The 14,110-nt window shown below is 68.5% G+C and carries 14 protein-coding genes and 1 tRNA gene; 2 read left to right on the forward strand and 13 right to left on the reverse strand.

The window, feature by feature from the left end; translation table 11 throughout:
* Positions 1 to 152 precede the first annotated feature (152 nt).
* Genes ACWPN8_RS23905 through ACWPN8_RS23915 form a run of 3 tightly spaced genes read right to left on the reverse strand, consistent with a single transcriptional unit; the run spans position 153 to position 3,112 of the window.
* The gene (locus ACWPN8_RS23905) at positions 153 to 1,262 is read right to left on the reverse strand and encodes an ABC transporter ATP-binding protein (protein WP_109450731.1); all 1,110 of its coding nucleotides are present in this window, start codon (positions 1,260 to 1,262) and stop codon (positions 153 to 155) included.
* A 7-nt stretch (positions 1,263 to 1,269) separates the two neighbouring features.
* Positions 1,270 to 2,160 (reverse strand): carbohydrate ABC transporter permease, encoded by an 891-nt coding sequence (locus ACWPN8_RS23910; RefSeq protein ID WP_109450734.1) that lies wholly within the window; start codon positions 2,158 to 2,160, stop codon positions 1,270 to 1,272.
* Positions 2,153 to 3,112, reverse strand: coding sequence for a carbohydrate ABC transporter permease (locus tag ACWPN8_RS23915; protein ID WP_247873221.1), 960 nt, complete (start codon positions 3,110 to 3,112; stop codon positions 2,153 to 2,155). Before ACWPN8_RS23915 ends, ACWPN8_RS23910 begins: the two co-directional genes overlap by 8 nt.
* A 333-nt stretch (positions 3,113 to 3,445) precedes the next feature.
* Between ACWPN8_RS23915 and ACWPN8_RS23920 the strand changes: the two genes are divergently transcribed.
* On the forward strand, positions 3,446 to 4,459 hold the full coding sequence (locus ACWPN8_RS23920; protein ID WP_492242525.1) for an oxidoreductase: 1,014 nt from the start codon (positions 3,446 to 3,448) through the stop codon (positions 4,457 to 4,459).
* Here ACWPN8_RS23920 and ACWPN8_RS23925 read toward each other — a convergent pair.
* From ACWPN8_RS23925 to ACWPN8_RS23965, 9 genes are all read right to left on the reverse strand, one after another.
* Positions 4,456 to 6,054 carry an ABC transporter permease gene (locus tag ACWPN8_RS23925; protein ID WP_492242526.1) on the reverse strand — a complete coding sequence of 533 codons (1,599 nt, stop codon included), beginning with the start codon at positions 6,052 to 6,054 and terminating at the stop codon, positions 4,456 to 4,458. The genes ACWPN8_RS23920 and ACWPN8_RS23925 overlap by 4 nt on opposite strands.
* 257 nt (positions 6,055 to 6,311) lie before the next feature.
* Positions 6,312 to 7,298, reverse strand: coding sequence for an ABC transporter substrate-binding protein (locus tag ACWPN8_RS23930; protein WP_109450741.1), 987 nt, complete (start codon positions 7,296 to 7,298; stop codon positions 6,312 to 6,314).
* Positions 7,299 to 7,421: 123 nt separating this feature from the next.
* Complete coding sequence (locus ACWPN8_RS23935; protein WP_492242527.1) at positions 7,422 to 8,240, reverse strand: phosphodiesterase; 819 nt, start codon at positions 8,238 to 8,240, stop codon at positions 7,422 to 7,424.
* A gap of 41 nt (positions 8,241 to 8,281) precedes the next feature.
* Entirely contained in the window at positions 8,282 to 8,515 is a 234-nt protein-coding gene (locus ACWPN8_RS23940) for a TOBE domain-containing protein (RefSeq protein WP_492242528.1), read from the reverse strand.
* Positions 8,516 to 8,637: 122 nt separating this feature from the next.
* Positions 8,638 to 9,363 (reverse strand): ABC transporter ATP-binding protein, encoded by a 726-nt coding sequence (locus ACWPN8_RS23945; protein ID WP_492242529.1) that lies wholly within the window; start codon positions 9,361 to 9,363, stop codon positions 8,638 to 8,640.
* Positions 9,364 to 9,376: 13 nt separating this feature from the next.
* Positions 9,377 to 10,180: an ABC transporter permease gene (locus ACWPN8_RS23950; protein ID WP_109453169.1), complete on the reverse strand. Its 804-nt coding sequence runs from the start codon at positions 10,178 to 10,180 to the stop codon at positions 9,377 to 9,379.
* 5 nt (positions 10,181 to 10,185) lie between these two features.
* Complete coding sequence (locus ACWPN8_RS23955) at positions 10,186 to 11,073, reverse strand: ABC transporter permease (RefSeq protein ID WP_492242530.1); 888 nt, start codon at positions 11,071 to 11,073, stop codon at positions 10,186 to 10,188.
* Positions 11,070 to 12,086, reverse strand: a complete 1,017-nt coding sequence (locus ACWPN8_RS23960) for an extracellular solute-binding protein (protein WP_492242531.1) — start codon at positions 12,084 to 12,086, stop codon at positions 11,070 to 11,072. Before ACWPN8_RS23960 ends, ACWPN8_RS23955 begins: the two co-directional genes overlap by 4 nt.
* Before the next feature lie 29 nt (positions 12,087 to 12,115).
* On the reverse strand, positions 12,116 to 13,153 hold the full coding sequence (locus tag ACWPN8_RS23965; RefSeq protein ID WP_492242532.1) for a LacI family DNA-binding transcriptional regulator: 1,038 nt from the start codon (positions 13,151 to 13,153) through the stop codon (positions 12,116 to 12,118).
* Positions 13,154 to 13,460: 307 nt separating this feature from the next.
* Between ACWPN8_RS23965 and ACWPN8_RS23970 the strand changes: the two genes are divergently transcribed.
* Positions 13,461 to 13,538 (forward strand) — tRNA-Arg (locus ACWPN8_RS23970).
* 196 nt (positions 13,539 to 13,734) lie between these two features.
* Here ACWPN8_RS23970 and ACWPN8_RS23975 read toward each other — a convergent pair.
* Positions 13,735 to 14,019 carry a hypothetical protein gene (locus tag ACWPN8_RS23975; RefSeq protein WP_492242533.1) on the reverse strand — a complete coding sequence of 95 codons (285 nt, stop codon included), beginning with the start codon at positions 14,017 to 14,019 and terminating at the stop codon, positions 13,735 to 13,737.
* Positions 14,020 to 14,110: the final 91 nt, after the last annotated feature.

The raw sequence follows: 14,110 nt of genomic DNA on the forward strand, positions 1-14,110 counted from the left end.
GGTCCTGCCCGATGGCAGACCCTGGCCCGCCCCCGCCTTGCGGGCGGATTGAGCCGGCCTGTTAACCGTCAACGGCGCTGGAAATCACGCTGGGTCGGAAAAAATCCCCCTCTCCCCGGGGGAGAGGGGATTATCGCCGGGGCTCCGGACGCTCAAATCCGCTGTTCGGTCTTCGGGTCGAACAGGTTGGCCCGCGCCATGTCGATCATGAAGTCGGCGGTTTCGCCCTCCGCCACCCGGTCGCTCGGCTTGATGCGGGCGACCACCTCATGGCCGTTCAGCTCGACATAGGTGATGGTGTCGGCGCCGGTCGGCTCCAGCACATTGACGCCGCAGGCCACCTTCACCAGCGCCGGGTTGCCGGCGGCGATCGCCGGGTCGTAGCAGGTGATGGCCTCCGGCCGGATGCCCAGGATCACCTCCTGGCCCAGCCAGCTTCCGGCCTGCTCCGGCGCCTGGAACAGCGGCAGGAAGCCGCTGCGCTCGCGCCCGATGCTGACGCCCAGCCGGTCGCCCTCGGCCGACAGCGTGCCGCGCACGAAATTCATGGTGGGGGAGCCGATGAAGCTCGCCACATACATGTTGGCCGGCCGCTCATAGACCTCCTGCGGCGGAGCGAACTGCTGGACAACCCCCTCCTTCATGATGGCGATGCGGCTGGCCAGCGTCATCGCCTCGATCTGGTCGTGGGTGACGTAGACCACGGTGGTGCCGAGCCGCTGGTGCAGCTTCTTGATCTCGGTGCGCATGTCGACGCGCAGCTTGGCGTCCAGGTTGGACAGCGGCTCGTCGAACAGGAACACCTTGGGGTCGCGGACCAGGGCGCGGCCCATGGCGACGCGCTGGCGCTGGCCGCCCGACAGCTGCGCCGGCTTGCGGTCGAGCAGATGCTCGATCTGCAACAGCTTGGCGACGCGGCGGACGGCGCCCTCGCGCTCCGGCTTGGCCTGCCCGCGCATTTCCAGCGAGAAGCCGATGTTCCGCGCCACCGTCATGTTGGGATAGAGCGCGTAGGACTGGAACACCATGGCGATGTCGCGGTCCTTGGGATGGACCTCGTTGACCACGCGCTGGTCGATGCGGATCTCGCCGGCGCTGATCGTCTCCAGCCCGGCGATCATGTTGAGCAGGGTGGATTTCCCGCAGCCCGACGGACCGAGCAGGACGAGGAATTCGCCGTCCGTCAGGTCCAGGTCGATGCCCTTCAGGACCTCGACGCTGCCATACTGCTTGCGGACATTGTTGATGCTGAGAGTCGCCATCGGAAGATCACCCCTTGACGGAGCCGGCGGTCAGACCGCGGATGAAGTATTTCCCGGCGAGCACATAGACGACGAGGGTGGGCAGGCCGGCGATCATCGCCGCCGCCATGTCGACGTTGTACTGCTTCACGCCGGTGGTGGTGTTGACGAGGTTGTTCAGCGCGACCGTCACCGGCTGGGCACCGCCTGCCGCGAAGGACGCCCCGAACAGGAAATCGTTCCAGATCTGGGTGAACTGCCAGATGATCGTCACCACCAGGATCGGCAGCGACAGCGGCAGCATGATCTTGGTGAAGATCTGGAAGAAGCCGGCGCCGTCGATGGTCGCGGCCTTCACCAGATCGTCGGGGATGCTGACGTAGTAATTGCGGAAGAACAAAGTGGTGAAGGCGAGGCCGTACACCACATGGACCAGGATCAGCCCGCCGGCGCTGCCGGCCAGCCCGAGAAAGCCCAGCGTCTGCGCCATCGGCAGCAGGATCACCTGCGACGGCAGGAAGCTGCCGAACAGGATCATGCCGAAGACGATGTTGGCGCCGCGGAACCGCCACTTGGTCAGGGCATAGCCGTTCAGCGCCCCGAACAGGGTGGAGATGATCACCGCCGGTCCGACGATCACCAGGGAATTCAGGAAATAAGGGGCCATGCCGCGGCAGTCGGCGCCGATGCAGGCGCGGTTCCAGGCATAGCTCCAGGCATCCAGGCTGAAGTCGCGCGGCAGCGACAGCAGCGACCCGGTGCGGATTTCCTCCGGGCTCTTGAACGATGTGGCGATCATCAGCAGCAGCGGCAGCAGGTAATAGGCCGCGAACAGCAGGAGGATCAGATACAGGCCCCAGCGGGCGATGCGGGCGCCGGTGCCCTGCGCCGGCGGCAGGGCGGAGGTCAGGCTAGACACGCTTGCCTCCCTTCAGTTCGGAATAGAGGTAGGGCACGATGATCGCCACCACGGTCGCCAGCATCATCAGCGCGCTGGCCGAGCCGATGGCGATCTGGTTGCGGCGGAAGGTCATCTCATACATGAAGGTCGCCGGCAGGTCCGACGCATAGCCCGGACCGCCGCCGGTCAGCGCGACGACGAGGTCGTAGCTCTTGACCGCGAGGTGGGCGAGGATGACGAAGGCGCTCATGAACACCGGCCGGATCGACGGCAGGACGATGCCCCAATAGATGCGCGGCAGGCTGGCGCCGTCGAGATAGGCCGCCTTGATGATCTCCTGATCGACGCCGCGCAGTGCCGCCAGGAAAAGCGCCATGACGAAGCCGGAGCTTTGCCAGACCGCGGCGATCACCAGTGTGTAGACGGCGGTGTCCTGCTGGACGATCCAGTCGAAGGTGAAGCCGGGAAAGCCCAGGTCGCGGACGAACTGCTGGATGCCGATGCCGGGATTGAGGATCCATTTCCAGGCGGTGCCGGTGACGATGAAGCTGAGCGCCATCGGGTAGAGATAGATGGTGCGCAACGCCCCTTCGCCGCGGATGCGCTGGTCGAGCAGCACCGCCAGCAGGATGCCGACGATCAGGCTGATGCCGATGAACAGCCCGCCGAAGATCAGCAGATTCTCGATGGCGACGTACCAGCGCTCGATCCGCCACAGCTTGGAAAAGGCGTCGGCGCCGACCAGCTCGTAGGACGGCAGCATCTTGGAGTTGGTGAAGCTGATATAGACCGTCCAGACGATGAAGCCGTAGACGAACAGCAGGATCGCCGCGAAGGACGGGGCGACCACCAGCTTGGACAGGTGCCGCTGCGCCAGCGCACGCAGCCCGCCCGACTTGGGCGGGGCGGCGCTGCCGGGGGCGGCCTCTTCTCCGGCTGCCGGGCGGTAGGATGGGGTCTGCAAGGTCATGGTGCGAGCCTCATCGGCTTTCGGGCCGGCTTTCGGGCCGGCGTCGCACACGGATGCAGGTCGCGCATGTCGGTTCCCTCCCGTGACGCGGTGTTGTTGGACCGCTGCAAGACGGTCGTTCGCTTGGCGGTCACTGTACGCTGCCGATGATGGGCGGGGCGGACAATTTGGTAACGCGGCGCTTTCCCGGCGCCCGCCTTGTTACGCAACCGTTACACAGACCTCCGCCCGCCCGGCCGGGACGATGCTATGCCGGTGCGGGCGCTGTTGCGCCGGGGCCGGGCGGGGGCCATGGTCTGTCGGGCAAGCCTTTTGCGAAGAGGACACTGGACGATGAAGTGCCTGTCGGTCGGTCTGCTGGGGTTCGGCCTTGCCGGGTCGGTGTTCCACGCGCCGCTGATCCTGAGCGAACCGCGCCTGCGCCTGACGGCGGTCGCCAGTTCGCGCATCGACGACATCCGCCGCGCTGCACCGGGGGCGGAGGCGACGACGGCGGAGGCGGTGATCGCCGACCCTGCCATCGACCTCGTGGTGATCGCAACCCCCAACACCAGCCACGCCCCGCTTGCCCGCGAGGCTCTGCTGGCCGGCAAGCATGTGGTGATCGACAAGCCGATGGCGACCAGCGCGGCGGAGGCCGGTGAGCTGATCGACCTCGCCCGGCGGCAGGGCCGGCTGCTGACCGTCTTTCACAACCGGCGCTGGGACAACGATTTCCTGACCCTGCGCGCCTGCCTGGAGGCGGGCGAGATCGGCCGCCCCTATCATTACGAGGCGCATTACGACCGCTTCCGTCCGCAGATCAAGCAGGGCTGGCGCGAACGGACGCTGCCCGGCTCGGGCGTGTTGTTCGACCTTGGCGCCCACCTGATCGATCAGGCGGTGACGCTGTTCGGCATGCCCGACCGCATCCTCGCCGATGTCGGCGCCCAGCGGCCGGACGCTGAGGTCGACGACTGGTTCCACATCGTATTGGGCTATGGGCCGATGCGGGCGATCCTGCATTGCGGAACGGTGGTCTGCCGGCCGGGTCCGCGCTTCCAGCTGCATGGCGACGGCGGCAGCTTCCTCAAGCACGGCATCGACGGGCAGGAGGCGGCGCTCCGCGCCGGCCGCCTGCCGACCGAACCCGGCTGGGGCGCCGACGACCCGGAAAACCATGCCCTGCTGGTCCGGGCCGACGGGACGGAGCGCCGGGTGGAGACGCTGCCCGGCGATTATCCCGCCTTCTACCGCGGTGTTGTCGCCGCCATCCTCGACGGCGCTCCGCCGCCGGTGACCGCCGAACAGGCACGCGACGCGCTGAGCGTGCTGGAGGCGGTGCGCAAGGCGGTGGGTCTGGCTTAACTTCGCCAGGGCACCACGCCCGGCGGCAGGCGGCGGCCGAACCTGCCGGCGGCGAGCATCGCCGCCAGCACCACCAGGATGGCGATGACGCCCAGCGCGGCGCCCAGCGTCGGACTGCCGCCTTCCTCCAGCGCATAGACGACGACGCCCAGCGTCTCGCGCCCCTGCGACCACAGCAGGATGGAGACGGTCAGCTCGTTGAAGGCGGTCAGGAAGACCAGCAGCCCGCCGGCCGCCGCCGCCGGGGCGACCAGCGGCGCCACCACCGTCACCAGCCGCCGCAGCGGTCCGGCGCCCAGCGCGCGGGCGGCTTCTTCCACCGTCGGGTCGAGTGCCGCGCAGGCCGCCTGCACCGGCCGCAGGGCCAGCGGCAGGAAGCGGACCAGATAGGCCGCCAGGATGATCCACAGCGTGCCGTACAGGCTGATGCCCAGCCCCGGCAGCGGTTTCAGGAACAGCAGGATGCAGCCGATGCCCAGCACCACGCCCGGCACGGCATGCGGCAGCTCCACCAGCACGCCGACCGCCCGTGCGATCCGCCCGCGCCCGCCGGCCAGCGCCATCGCATGGGCCAGCGGCACCGCCAGCGCCCCCAGCAGCAGGGCCGCCGATCCCGACAGCAGCAGAGAATTGGCGAAGGCCCGCCCGACCTGATCGAGCGCCAGCACCTCGCGGTAATGGGCCAGCGTCAGCGTACCGAAACCTATGGGCAGGCCATAGACGCTGACGAGGCTGGTCGCCAGCAGCGCCGTCAGCGGTGCGGCGACCAGCAGCGCCAGCACGCCCCAGGCGAGCAGTTCCACCGGCGCGCGGGCCGCCCCGAGCGGCAGCTCGGCCAGCGGCCGGGCGCCGCCGGGCAGGCGGCTGGCGATGCGTGCTTGCAGGATGGTCTGGAGCGCGATGCCCAGGCAGGCGACGAGGCCGATCAGCGCCGCCAGCACCGCCACCTCCGGCAGGGCCGACGGCCCGAAGCCGGCCAGCCGCCGGTAGATCAGTGTCGGCAGCATCGGAATGCCGGCCGGCACGCCGAGCAGCGCCGGCACCCCGAAATTCCCCAGCGCCGCGACGAAGGCCATGGCCAGCCCGGCTACCAGCCCCGGCAGGCAGAGCGGCAGCACCACGCCGCGCACCGCCCGCCACGGCCCGGCCCCTGACGCCCGCGCCGCTTCCAGCACGTCGCCGGGAATGGCGCGCAGCGCCGCGCGCAGGGCGAGGAAGACCAGCGGCGCATGTTCGATCCCCATGACCAGCATCATGCCGGCGGACGACTGCATCGGGTTCGCCGTGCCGACCGGGGGAGCCAGCCCCAGCGGCTTCAGGATCGGGCTGCCGGAGCCTGCGAGATGGGTCCAGGCCATCGCCACGATCTGCGGCGGAATCATCAGCGGCAGGATCAGGGCGAAACTCATCGCCGTGCGGGCGCGCAGGTTGGTCAGCCCGATCAGCAGGGCGAAGGGCCCGCCGATCAGCGCCGCCGCCAGCGTGGCGCCTGCCGCGATGGCGATGCTGTTGGTCGCGGCCCGCCACGTGGTAGGCGAGTTCAGCACGCGGGTCAGCACCGCGGCGTCGCCGGCTTCCCACAACAGGCGTAGCACGGGCAGCAGCACCAGCAGGCCGACGAGCAGCGGCCAGCCGGGGAGGGCGGAGAGAATGCGTGTTCCCGCCCTTCGACCACCCGGGGCAATCTCCCTCTCTCCCCCGGGGAGAGGGTCGGGGTGAGGGGGACGCACAGCGTGGATTTTCACAGGAGCAACGGGGTGTGCAATTCTTGGAGATCCCTGCAACGCACCCCCCTCACCCTAACCCTCTCCCCAGGGGGGAGAGGGGACTACCAGTTTTCACAGCCGCACCCTCACCCGCCGAACAGGTCGGCGAAGGCGCGCTTGTTGGCCTCGTCCTCGGCCAATGCCTTGGCCGGATCGTAGGGCAGCAGCGTGATGCCGGCCGGGTCGGGGAAGCCCGGCGGCGGGTTCACCCCCGGCAGCGCCGGCAGGAAGCCCTGGGCCGAGGCCAGCTCCTGGCCCTCGCGGCTCAGCAGGAAGTCGATGAACGCCTTCGCCGCCGCCGGGTTCTTCGCGGTGCTGAGGATCGCCACCGGCTCGCTGACTGCGCTGACGCCCTCCTTGGGGAAGACGAAGGCGACGGGCGCGCCCTTCAGATGCTCGCGGATCGGCAGGTAATCGACGATCATGCCGTAGAGCTTCGCCCCGCCGGCCACGTCCTTCAGGATGCCGCCGTTGCCCTTGGCGGCGGTGACGGCATTGCGCTGCAACGCCTCGTAATACGCCATGCCCAGCGCCGGCTGCGCCTTGATCGACGCCATATGGATGGCGGCGGCGCCGGAATAGAGCGGGCTCGGCATCACCGTGGTGCCCTTGGCCTCCGGCTTCAGCAGATCCTGCCATGAGGTCGGCTTCATCGGAGCGGCGGTGTTGTAGACGATGCCGGTGGTGATCAGCTTGGTGCCGAACCAATAGCCCTGCGCATCGTGCGTGCCGGGGCGGTAGCCGGCGACCGGAGCGCCCTCATAGGCTTGCAGCCGCTTTTCCGCCTTCAGCGATTCCATCGTCACCGCGTCGGCGATCAGCAGCAGGTCGGGCTGCGGCGCCCCGGCGGTGAACTCGGCGCGCAGCTTGTTCATCAGCTCGGTGGTGCCGTTGCGGATCCACTCCACCTCGACGCCGGGGTTCTTCGCCTTGAAGGCCTCCACCGTCTGGCGGGCGTCCGGCTCCAGCTGCGAGGTGTAGAGCACCAGCTTGCCGGTGGCGCCGTCGGCCAGTGCCGCCTGTCCGAACGTGAGGGTCAGCACGGTGGCGAGGGTGGCGAGGAACGCCTTCATCTCTGTCGTCTCCGTTGGATCGGGGAGCCTTGTCTTACGCGATACCGATGACAGGCGCGTGACAATGGACGGAAAGGCCCAAATCAATCAATAGAGCCTGGCAATAGGGGCCGGCAATAGGGGCTAGTCGATCAGCTTTCCGCCCTTGAAGAAGGGATAGGGGCCGTCATAGTCGCCGACCATGGCGGTGTGGCTGACCACCCCGGTGTCGGCGCGCCACATGTGGATCTGATAGCCCGGCGGCTCCATCACGAAGGCCGACGGCGCATCGTCGCGCAGGTCGAGCGCCACCTGATGCGCGGTGGACGGCGCGGTCGAGGCGATGGTGCCGGCCCAGCGCACCTGGATCGGCCGGTGCAGATGGCCGCACAGCACCCGCTCCACCTGAGGATGGCGGCGGACCACGTCGGCCATCGCCGCCGCCCCGCTCAGTCCCAGCCGGTCCATGTGGCCGATGCCGGTGTCGAAGGGCGGATGGTGCTGGAAGACGATGGTCGGCCGGTCCGGCTGCTCCGCCAGCCGCGCGTCGAGCCAGCCGAGCCGCTCGGCGCAGACCTCGCCGGCACCGGAACCGGGCAGGACGGTGTCCATGGCGATCAGCCGCACCGGCCACTCCTCCACCGTATAATGGAAGAACGGGCCGCCGCCCACCCGCGCCGCCAGATCGGGGAAGGCTTGGGCCAGCCCGGCGCGCTCGTCATGGTTGCCCGGCACCGCGAAGAGCGGGATGTCGAGCGGCCGTAGCAGGCCGAGCAGCCGCTCATACTCCTCCGCATCGCCGGCATCGACGAGGTCGCCGGTGGCGAGGATGACGTCGGGCCGCGGGGTGAGCGCCAGGATGGCGGCGACGGCGCGCTCCAGGAAGGGGGCGGTGTCGACGCGCCGGTAGGCGAGGCGGCCGGGCGGCTTGATGTGGGTGTCGGTGATCTGGACGATGATCATGGGATGGGCTCTCGGGGGGCTTGAGTGTTCGTTCGGGAGTGTTACGGAACCGCCAGCACCCGCGCCGGATCGACGCGCAGCCAGACCCGGTCGCCGCGCCCCAGTTCGCTGCGCCCGGCGGCGTCCACCGTCAGCGCCGGCCCGTCCGCCGGCTCCACCACCAGCCGGGTGCGGTCGCCCAGGAACACCGCGGCGGCGACGGTGCCGCCCAGATGCCCGTCGGCCTCGCCGGCCAGCGCCAGAATCCTCCGGCCGGACCAGCAGTTCCACCGCACCCTCCGGCCCGCTCCAGGGCAGCGTCGCCGATCCGATGGACAGCGTACCGCCGCGCGCCATCCCGCCCAGCCGGTTCATCGTGCCGATGAAGTCGGCGACGAAGCCGTCCGCCGGCTGATAGTCAGATCTCGCGCGGCGTGCCGACCTGCGCCACCCGGCCCTTGGCCATCACGACGATGCGGTCGCCCAGCGCCATCGCCTCGCCCTGGTCGTGGGTGACATAGACGGCGGTGATGCCCAGCCCGCGCAGCAGCCGGTCGATCTCCAGCCGCAGGCTGTCGCGCAGCTTGGCGTCCAGCGCCGTCAGCGGCTCGTCCAGCAGCAGCACGCGCGGCCGCACCACGAGCGCGCGGGCCAGCGCCACCCGCTGCCGCTGCCCGCCCGACAGCTGGTCGATCCGCCGCCCGGCGAACTCGCCCAGATGCATCAAATCCAGCATCTCCTCGACCCGGCGCCCGCGGTCGGCGCGGGCAATTTTGCGAACCTTCAGCCCATAGGCGACATTCTCCGCCACCGTCATATTGGGGAACAGGGCGTAGCTCTGGAACACCATGCCGACGTTGCGCCGCTCGATGGGGAGCGCCGTGACGTCCTCCTCGCCGAACAGCACGCGGCCCCCCCGATCGGGGCTTTCCAGCCCGGCGATGATGCGCAGGGTCGTGGTCTTGCCGCAGCCGGACGGGCCGAGGAAGACGATGGTCTCGCCGCCGCGGATGGTCAGGTCCAGCGGCTCCAGCGCGCGGGCGCCGCCGGCGAAGGTCTTGCCGCAGCGCTCCAGGCGGATCGGCACGGCGTCGAGGTGGAAGCTGTTCTGCATCGCGCTGTTCTGCATCACGCTGTCTGGCATCGTGGAAAGGACCTCAAACGGACGGACGGCCGCGCCTGGACAGACCCTGCATCAGGATCAGGCTCGGCACAATCATCAGGAAGAAGACGAGGGTGTAGGCGCTGCCGATCTCGATCCGCAGCGAGGCATAGCTGTCGGCCAGCCCGACCGGCAAGGTCTTGGTCAGCGGCGTGTGCAGCAGCCAGGTCAGGTTGAATTCCCCCACCGACAGGGTCAGCACCATCAGCGACCCGGCCAGGATGCCGGATCGGCAGTTGGGCAGCACCACCGTGGCGAAGCGGCGCAGGAAGCCGGCGCCCAGGCTGGCCGCCCCCTCCTCCAGCGTCGTCAAATCGATGGAGCCCATCACCGCCAGCACGGCGCGCACCATGAAGGGCAGGGTGAACAGCACATGGCCGATCAGGATGAACAGCCAGCTGCCGCGCAGATCCCCGACGCCGCCATAGGTGACGATCAGCGCCAGCGCGGTGGCGAGGCCGGGGATGGCGACCGGCATCATCAGCAGCTCTTCCACCAGCCGGGCGATCCGGCCGGGACGCCGCGCCAGCGCATAAGCCGCCGGAACGCCCAGGACCAGCGTGCAGGCCAGACAGGCGAAGGCGATCTGCAGGGACAAGAGGATGGTGCCGGAATAGACCCGCAGAACCTCGTCGACCCAGCGCAGGGTCAGGCCGCTCTTCAGGCCCACGAAGTAATTGGCGGTCAGCCCGGCCAGCATCGACATCGCCATCGGCACGGTCAGCAGGGCGCAGACCAGCAGGGTGAAGCCCAGTTGCAGCCAGAACCCCCAGCCGCGTCGGTGGGAAAGGTCACGCATGATCGTCACCCCGCCGCCGCAACCGACGTGCCGGCGACGCTGCGCGCCACCGCCAGCGCCGCCCAGGTGATGAGGCCGAGCAGGACACTGAGCGCCGCCGCCGCGGCGATGTTCGCCTGGAGCGTGAATTCGGTGTAGATCGTCATCGGCAGCACATTGATCCGGGTGGCGAGCGTGAAGGCGGTGCCGAACGCACCCATCGAGGTGGCGAAGCACAAGGCACCCGCCGAGATCAGCGCCGGTTTCAGCGCCGGCAGGATCACGTCGGCGACCACCCGCCAGGAGGATGCCCCCAGCGAGCGCGCCGCTTCCTCCAGCCGCGGGTCCAGCTTCTCCGCCGCCGCCATCACCGTCAGGATGACGCGCGGGATCGAGAAATAGACGTAGCCGAGGAACAGCCCGGTCATCGAATAGGCGAAGACCAGCTTCCCGGCGCCCAGCGCCTGGGTGATGGTGCCGATCAGCCCCTGGCGGCCTGCCAGCATGATGACCATGAAGCCGATGACCACGCCGGGAAAGGCCAGCGGGAAGGTCAGCAGCGCCACCAGCAGGGCATGTCCGGGAAAGCGGTTGCGCACCAGGAACAGCCCGGCGACGGTCGATACCGCCAGCGTCACCAAAGTCACCCCGGCCGACAGCGCCAGCGTGGAGATCAGGCTGTCGAGATGGCCGGGATCGGCCAGCGTGGTCAGATAGGCCGACCATCCCGCCGTCCCGCCGGCGCCGATCAGGATCAGCCGGACCAGCGGCAGCAGGAAGAAGGCGGCGAACACCACCGCCGCCGGCGCCAGCAGGGCCGCCAGCCGCAGCGGTTCGCCCGCCCATCCCGAGCGAACCGGCGGACGGGCCGCCGGCCGGTGGGGAAGGGGGGCGTCCTGCGCGCAGGCGCTCACTTCACCTCCGCCTGATAGCGGTCCATGAAGCCCTTCTGCGCCTCGGCCATACGAACCAGATCGACCGGCTTGGCGCGGGCATAGTCGGCGGCCGGCAGGAACTTGGCCGCGGTCTCCGGCGACATCGCCTCGGCGCGCACCGGGCGCATGAAGGCGTTGGCCCACAGGGTCTGGCCCTTGTCGGACAGCACATAGTCCAGCACCTTCTTCCCGTTCTCCGGGTTCGGGCCGTTCTTGACCAGCGCCATCACATAGGGGACCGACACCGTGCCTTCCGTCGGGATGACGAAGGCGACCGGCGCCTTGTCGGTGTATTTGGCGCGGTAGGCGTTGAAGTCGTAATCGATCAGGATCGGAACCTCGCCCGACAGCACGCGGGCGTAGGAGGTCTGCTTCGGCACGATGGGCTGGTTCTTCTGCAAGTCCCTGAACCAGCCGACCGCCTTGTCGAAGCTGCCGTAATCGCCGCCCAGCGCCAGATTGACCGCCACCGCGCCGACATAGCCGACGGCGGCACTGGTCGGGTCGAGATAGCCGACCATGCCCGAATAGTCGGGCTTCAGCAGGTCGGCCCAGCTCTGCGGCACCGGCTTGCCGCCCAGCGCCTCGGTGTTGACGAAGAAGCCCAGCGTGCCGCTGTGGATGGCGAACCAGTTGCCGTCGACATCCTTCATCCCGTCGGGGATGTCGGCCCACGCCGCCGGCTTGTAGGGGGTGACGATGCCGGCCGCCTTGGCCTGGATGCCGACCGGCCCGCCGAGATAGGCGACGTCGGCCACCGGCTTGTCCTTTTCCGCCAGCATGGCGGCCATCGCCTGGCCCGAGTTCTTGTTGTCGAACGGCACGGCGATGCCGAGATCGGCCTTGATCGCCTTCAACTGCGACGCCCAGTCGGCCCATTCCGGCGGGCAGTTGTAGCAGATGGCGACCGGCTCCGCGGCTGCGGCGGGTGTCACCGTTGCGGTGAGGGCGGCGGCCAACGCGGCAGCGCCGAGAAGGAGCGGCTTGAACATGATCCGGGGGGTCTCCGTTCCGAAAGTGCTTAGGAGGATTTCGATGGCGCCGGCCCGAGCGATTCGCCCGGCCGCAGGGTGAAGGGCAGCATCACGGCGCGGCCCTGCAAGTCGCCGGAAAAGCCGGTGCGCAGGCATTCGAAGGCGGTGGCGCCCATGGCGCGGGCCGGCTGCACCAGGGTGGCGAGGCTGGGCGCCATCAGCCGCCCGACCTCGATGCCGTCGAACCCGCAGACCGACAGGTCGTCGGGCACCGACAGGCCGAGGTCGCGCAGCGCCCGGATGGTGGCGAGCGCCAGCATGTCGTTGGAGGCGAAGAAGGCCGTCGGCCGCTCCGGCCCTTCCAGCAGGGGGGCCAGCCGGTGGGCCAGCCGCAGCTCGTTGAAATCGACCTCGACCACCGGCCCCGGCGGCAGCCCGGCATCGGCGAGCGCAGCCAGCCAGCCGGCATGGCGCCGGCGCGAGCGGTCGGACTGGCGGAAGCGCCCGGCGATCATGCCGATGCGCCGGTGGCCGAGCGCCGTCATCCGCTCCACCACCGCGCGGGAGGCCGCGACATTGTCGACGGACACATGGGCGCGCGGCACCCGTTCCGGCTGGTTGTAGGCCAGCACATAGGGCAGCCGCACCTCGTCCAGCGTGTCGAGCGACCCGCTGCGGTCGGCATCGGCGACGGTCAGCACCAGCCCCTCGACCCGGTTGGACAGCAGCCCTTCGATGGCGCGCACCTCCCGTCCCGGATCGTAGTCGGTGGAGGCGATCAGCACGCTGTAGCCGGCCTCTGCCGCCGCGTCCTGGATGCCGGCGACGCTTTCGGCGAAGACGGGATTGGTCAGCGACGGCACCAGCACGCCGACGGTGCGGGTGCGCGCCGCCTTCAGGTTGCGCCCGATGGTGCTGGGGCGGAAGGACAGGTCGGACGCGGCGGCGCGGACCTTTTCCATGGTTTCCGGCGTGGCGTTGCCGCTGCCGTTCAGCACGCGCGACACGGTGGCGATGGACACCCCGGCACGCGCCGCCACGTCGCGGATCGTCGCCACGCGGTCCATCGCGCGTCCGTCCGCCATCTGTCCATCGCCCGCCCGCATTCCGCCCCGCACCATCCGTCAACCCTTGTTCCAGGCTGTTGTTTCCGGCGCCGGCCGATCCGGCGCGGGTGCAGAGTGGCGGCGGTGTGTTGCAATCGCATGACGTCGTGAAAACGGTTTCGTGAAGAATGGAAACGTTTCCATGCGCCCGAACCGGTTGAAGCGCTGCCCTCCGAAGGCAGAGGTCGAAGGGCGGACGAGGGTGTCTGCAAGCTGTCGGAAAATCTGTGATTTTTGTGTTTGCGTCCCCGAATGGCTTGGGCTATGTTGCGCCTCCACCAGCGATGGACCCGTAGCTCAGCTGGATAGAGCGCTGCCCTCCGAAGGCAGAGGTCATGAGTTCGAAATCTCGTCGGGTCCGCCATCGATTTGCGCTAGAGCGTTGATTTAACAGTTAAATCCGCTCTAGCGCGTATCGCCTCCCCATCAGATTTTTCCTTGGTCTTTCGAGCCTGCCAGTGGACGATAACGGCCGTTGTTCGGCCGTCGGCTCGCGATCCACAATCTGCTGCCCGACAATATCCTAAAATACTGATTGGTTGATTGCATAGGCGCCAAAACTAAACCTTGGGCTGGCATTTGTATACGCCTGAAATCTTTCTCCCAGCTCCCGCGGCGACTTCATCGAGCGCTATGAATTTTACGGATTCCTCCGAAGAACAATAGCCATTGATTCTAATCATATACTCCAATTCTTGAGCGGCGGATTTGCCCTGATCGCCTGTCCCCGTCCAATAGGTAACTGAACTTCCCATGGTTCCGTCCGGCAGCAGAGCCGCATGCGGGCCATCCTTGGCGCCGCATCCCACAACCAACAATATCGCCGGAAGAATTAGCGCCTTCATATTTTCTCTCATAAGTTGGTTTCTGAATTTGCCCTGCCGTGGCCGCCGGGTAAAGGATAGTTTTTGTCATGCACCGCCCACCGGCAGCGCC

The sequence above is a fragment of the Azospirillum sp. UENF 112521 genome (genome assembly GCF_058780665.1).

Excerpts from the sequence above, each read along its gene's own strand:
- ACWPN8_RS23975 (WP_492242533.1), bottom strand. The coding sequence starts at position 14,019 with ATGAAGGCGCTAATTCTTCCGGCGATATTGTTGGTTGTGGGATGCGGC.
- ACWPN8_RS23965 (WP_492242532.1), bottom strand. The coding sequence starts at position 13,153 with ATGGCGGACGGACGCGCGATGGACCGCGTGGCGACGATCCGCGACGTG.
- ACWPN8_RS23935 (WP_492242527.1), bottom strand. The coding sequence starts at position 8,240 with ATGATCATCGTCCAGATCACCGACACCCACATCAAGCCGCCCGGCCGC.
- ACWPN8_RS23905 (WP_109450731.1), bottom strand. The coding sequence starts at position 1,262 with ATGGCGACTCTCAGCATCAACAATGTCCGCAAGCAGTATGGCAGCGTC.
- ACWPN8_RS23945 (WP_492242529.1), bottom strand. The coding sequence starts at position 9,363 with ATGCCAGACAGCGTGATGCAGAACAGCGCGATGCAGAACAGCTTCCAC.
- ACWPN8_RS23930 (WP_109450741.1), bottom strand. The coding sequence starts at position 7,298 with ATGAAGGCGTTCCTCGCCACCCTCGCCACCGTGCTGACCCTCACGTTC.
- ACWPN8_RS23960 (WP_492242531.1), bottom strand. The coding sequence starts at position 12,086 with ATGTTCAAGCCGCTCCTTCTCGGCGCTGCCGCGTTGGCCGCCGCCCTC.
- ACWPN8_RS23915 (WP_247873221.1), bottom strand. The coding sequence starts at position 3,112 with ATGACCTTGCAGACCCCATCCTACCGCCCGGCAGCCGGAGAAGAGGCC.
- ACWPN8_RS23920 (WP_492242525.1), top strand. The coding sequence starts at position 3,446 with ATGAAGTGCCTGTCGGTCGGTCTGCTGGGGTTCGGCCTTGCCGGGTCG.
- ACWPN8_RS23950 (WP_109453169.1), bottom strand. The coding sequence starts at position 10,180 with ATGCGTGACCTTTCCCACCGACGCGGCTGGGGGTTCTGGCTGCAACTG.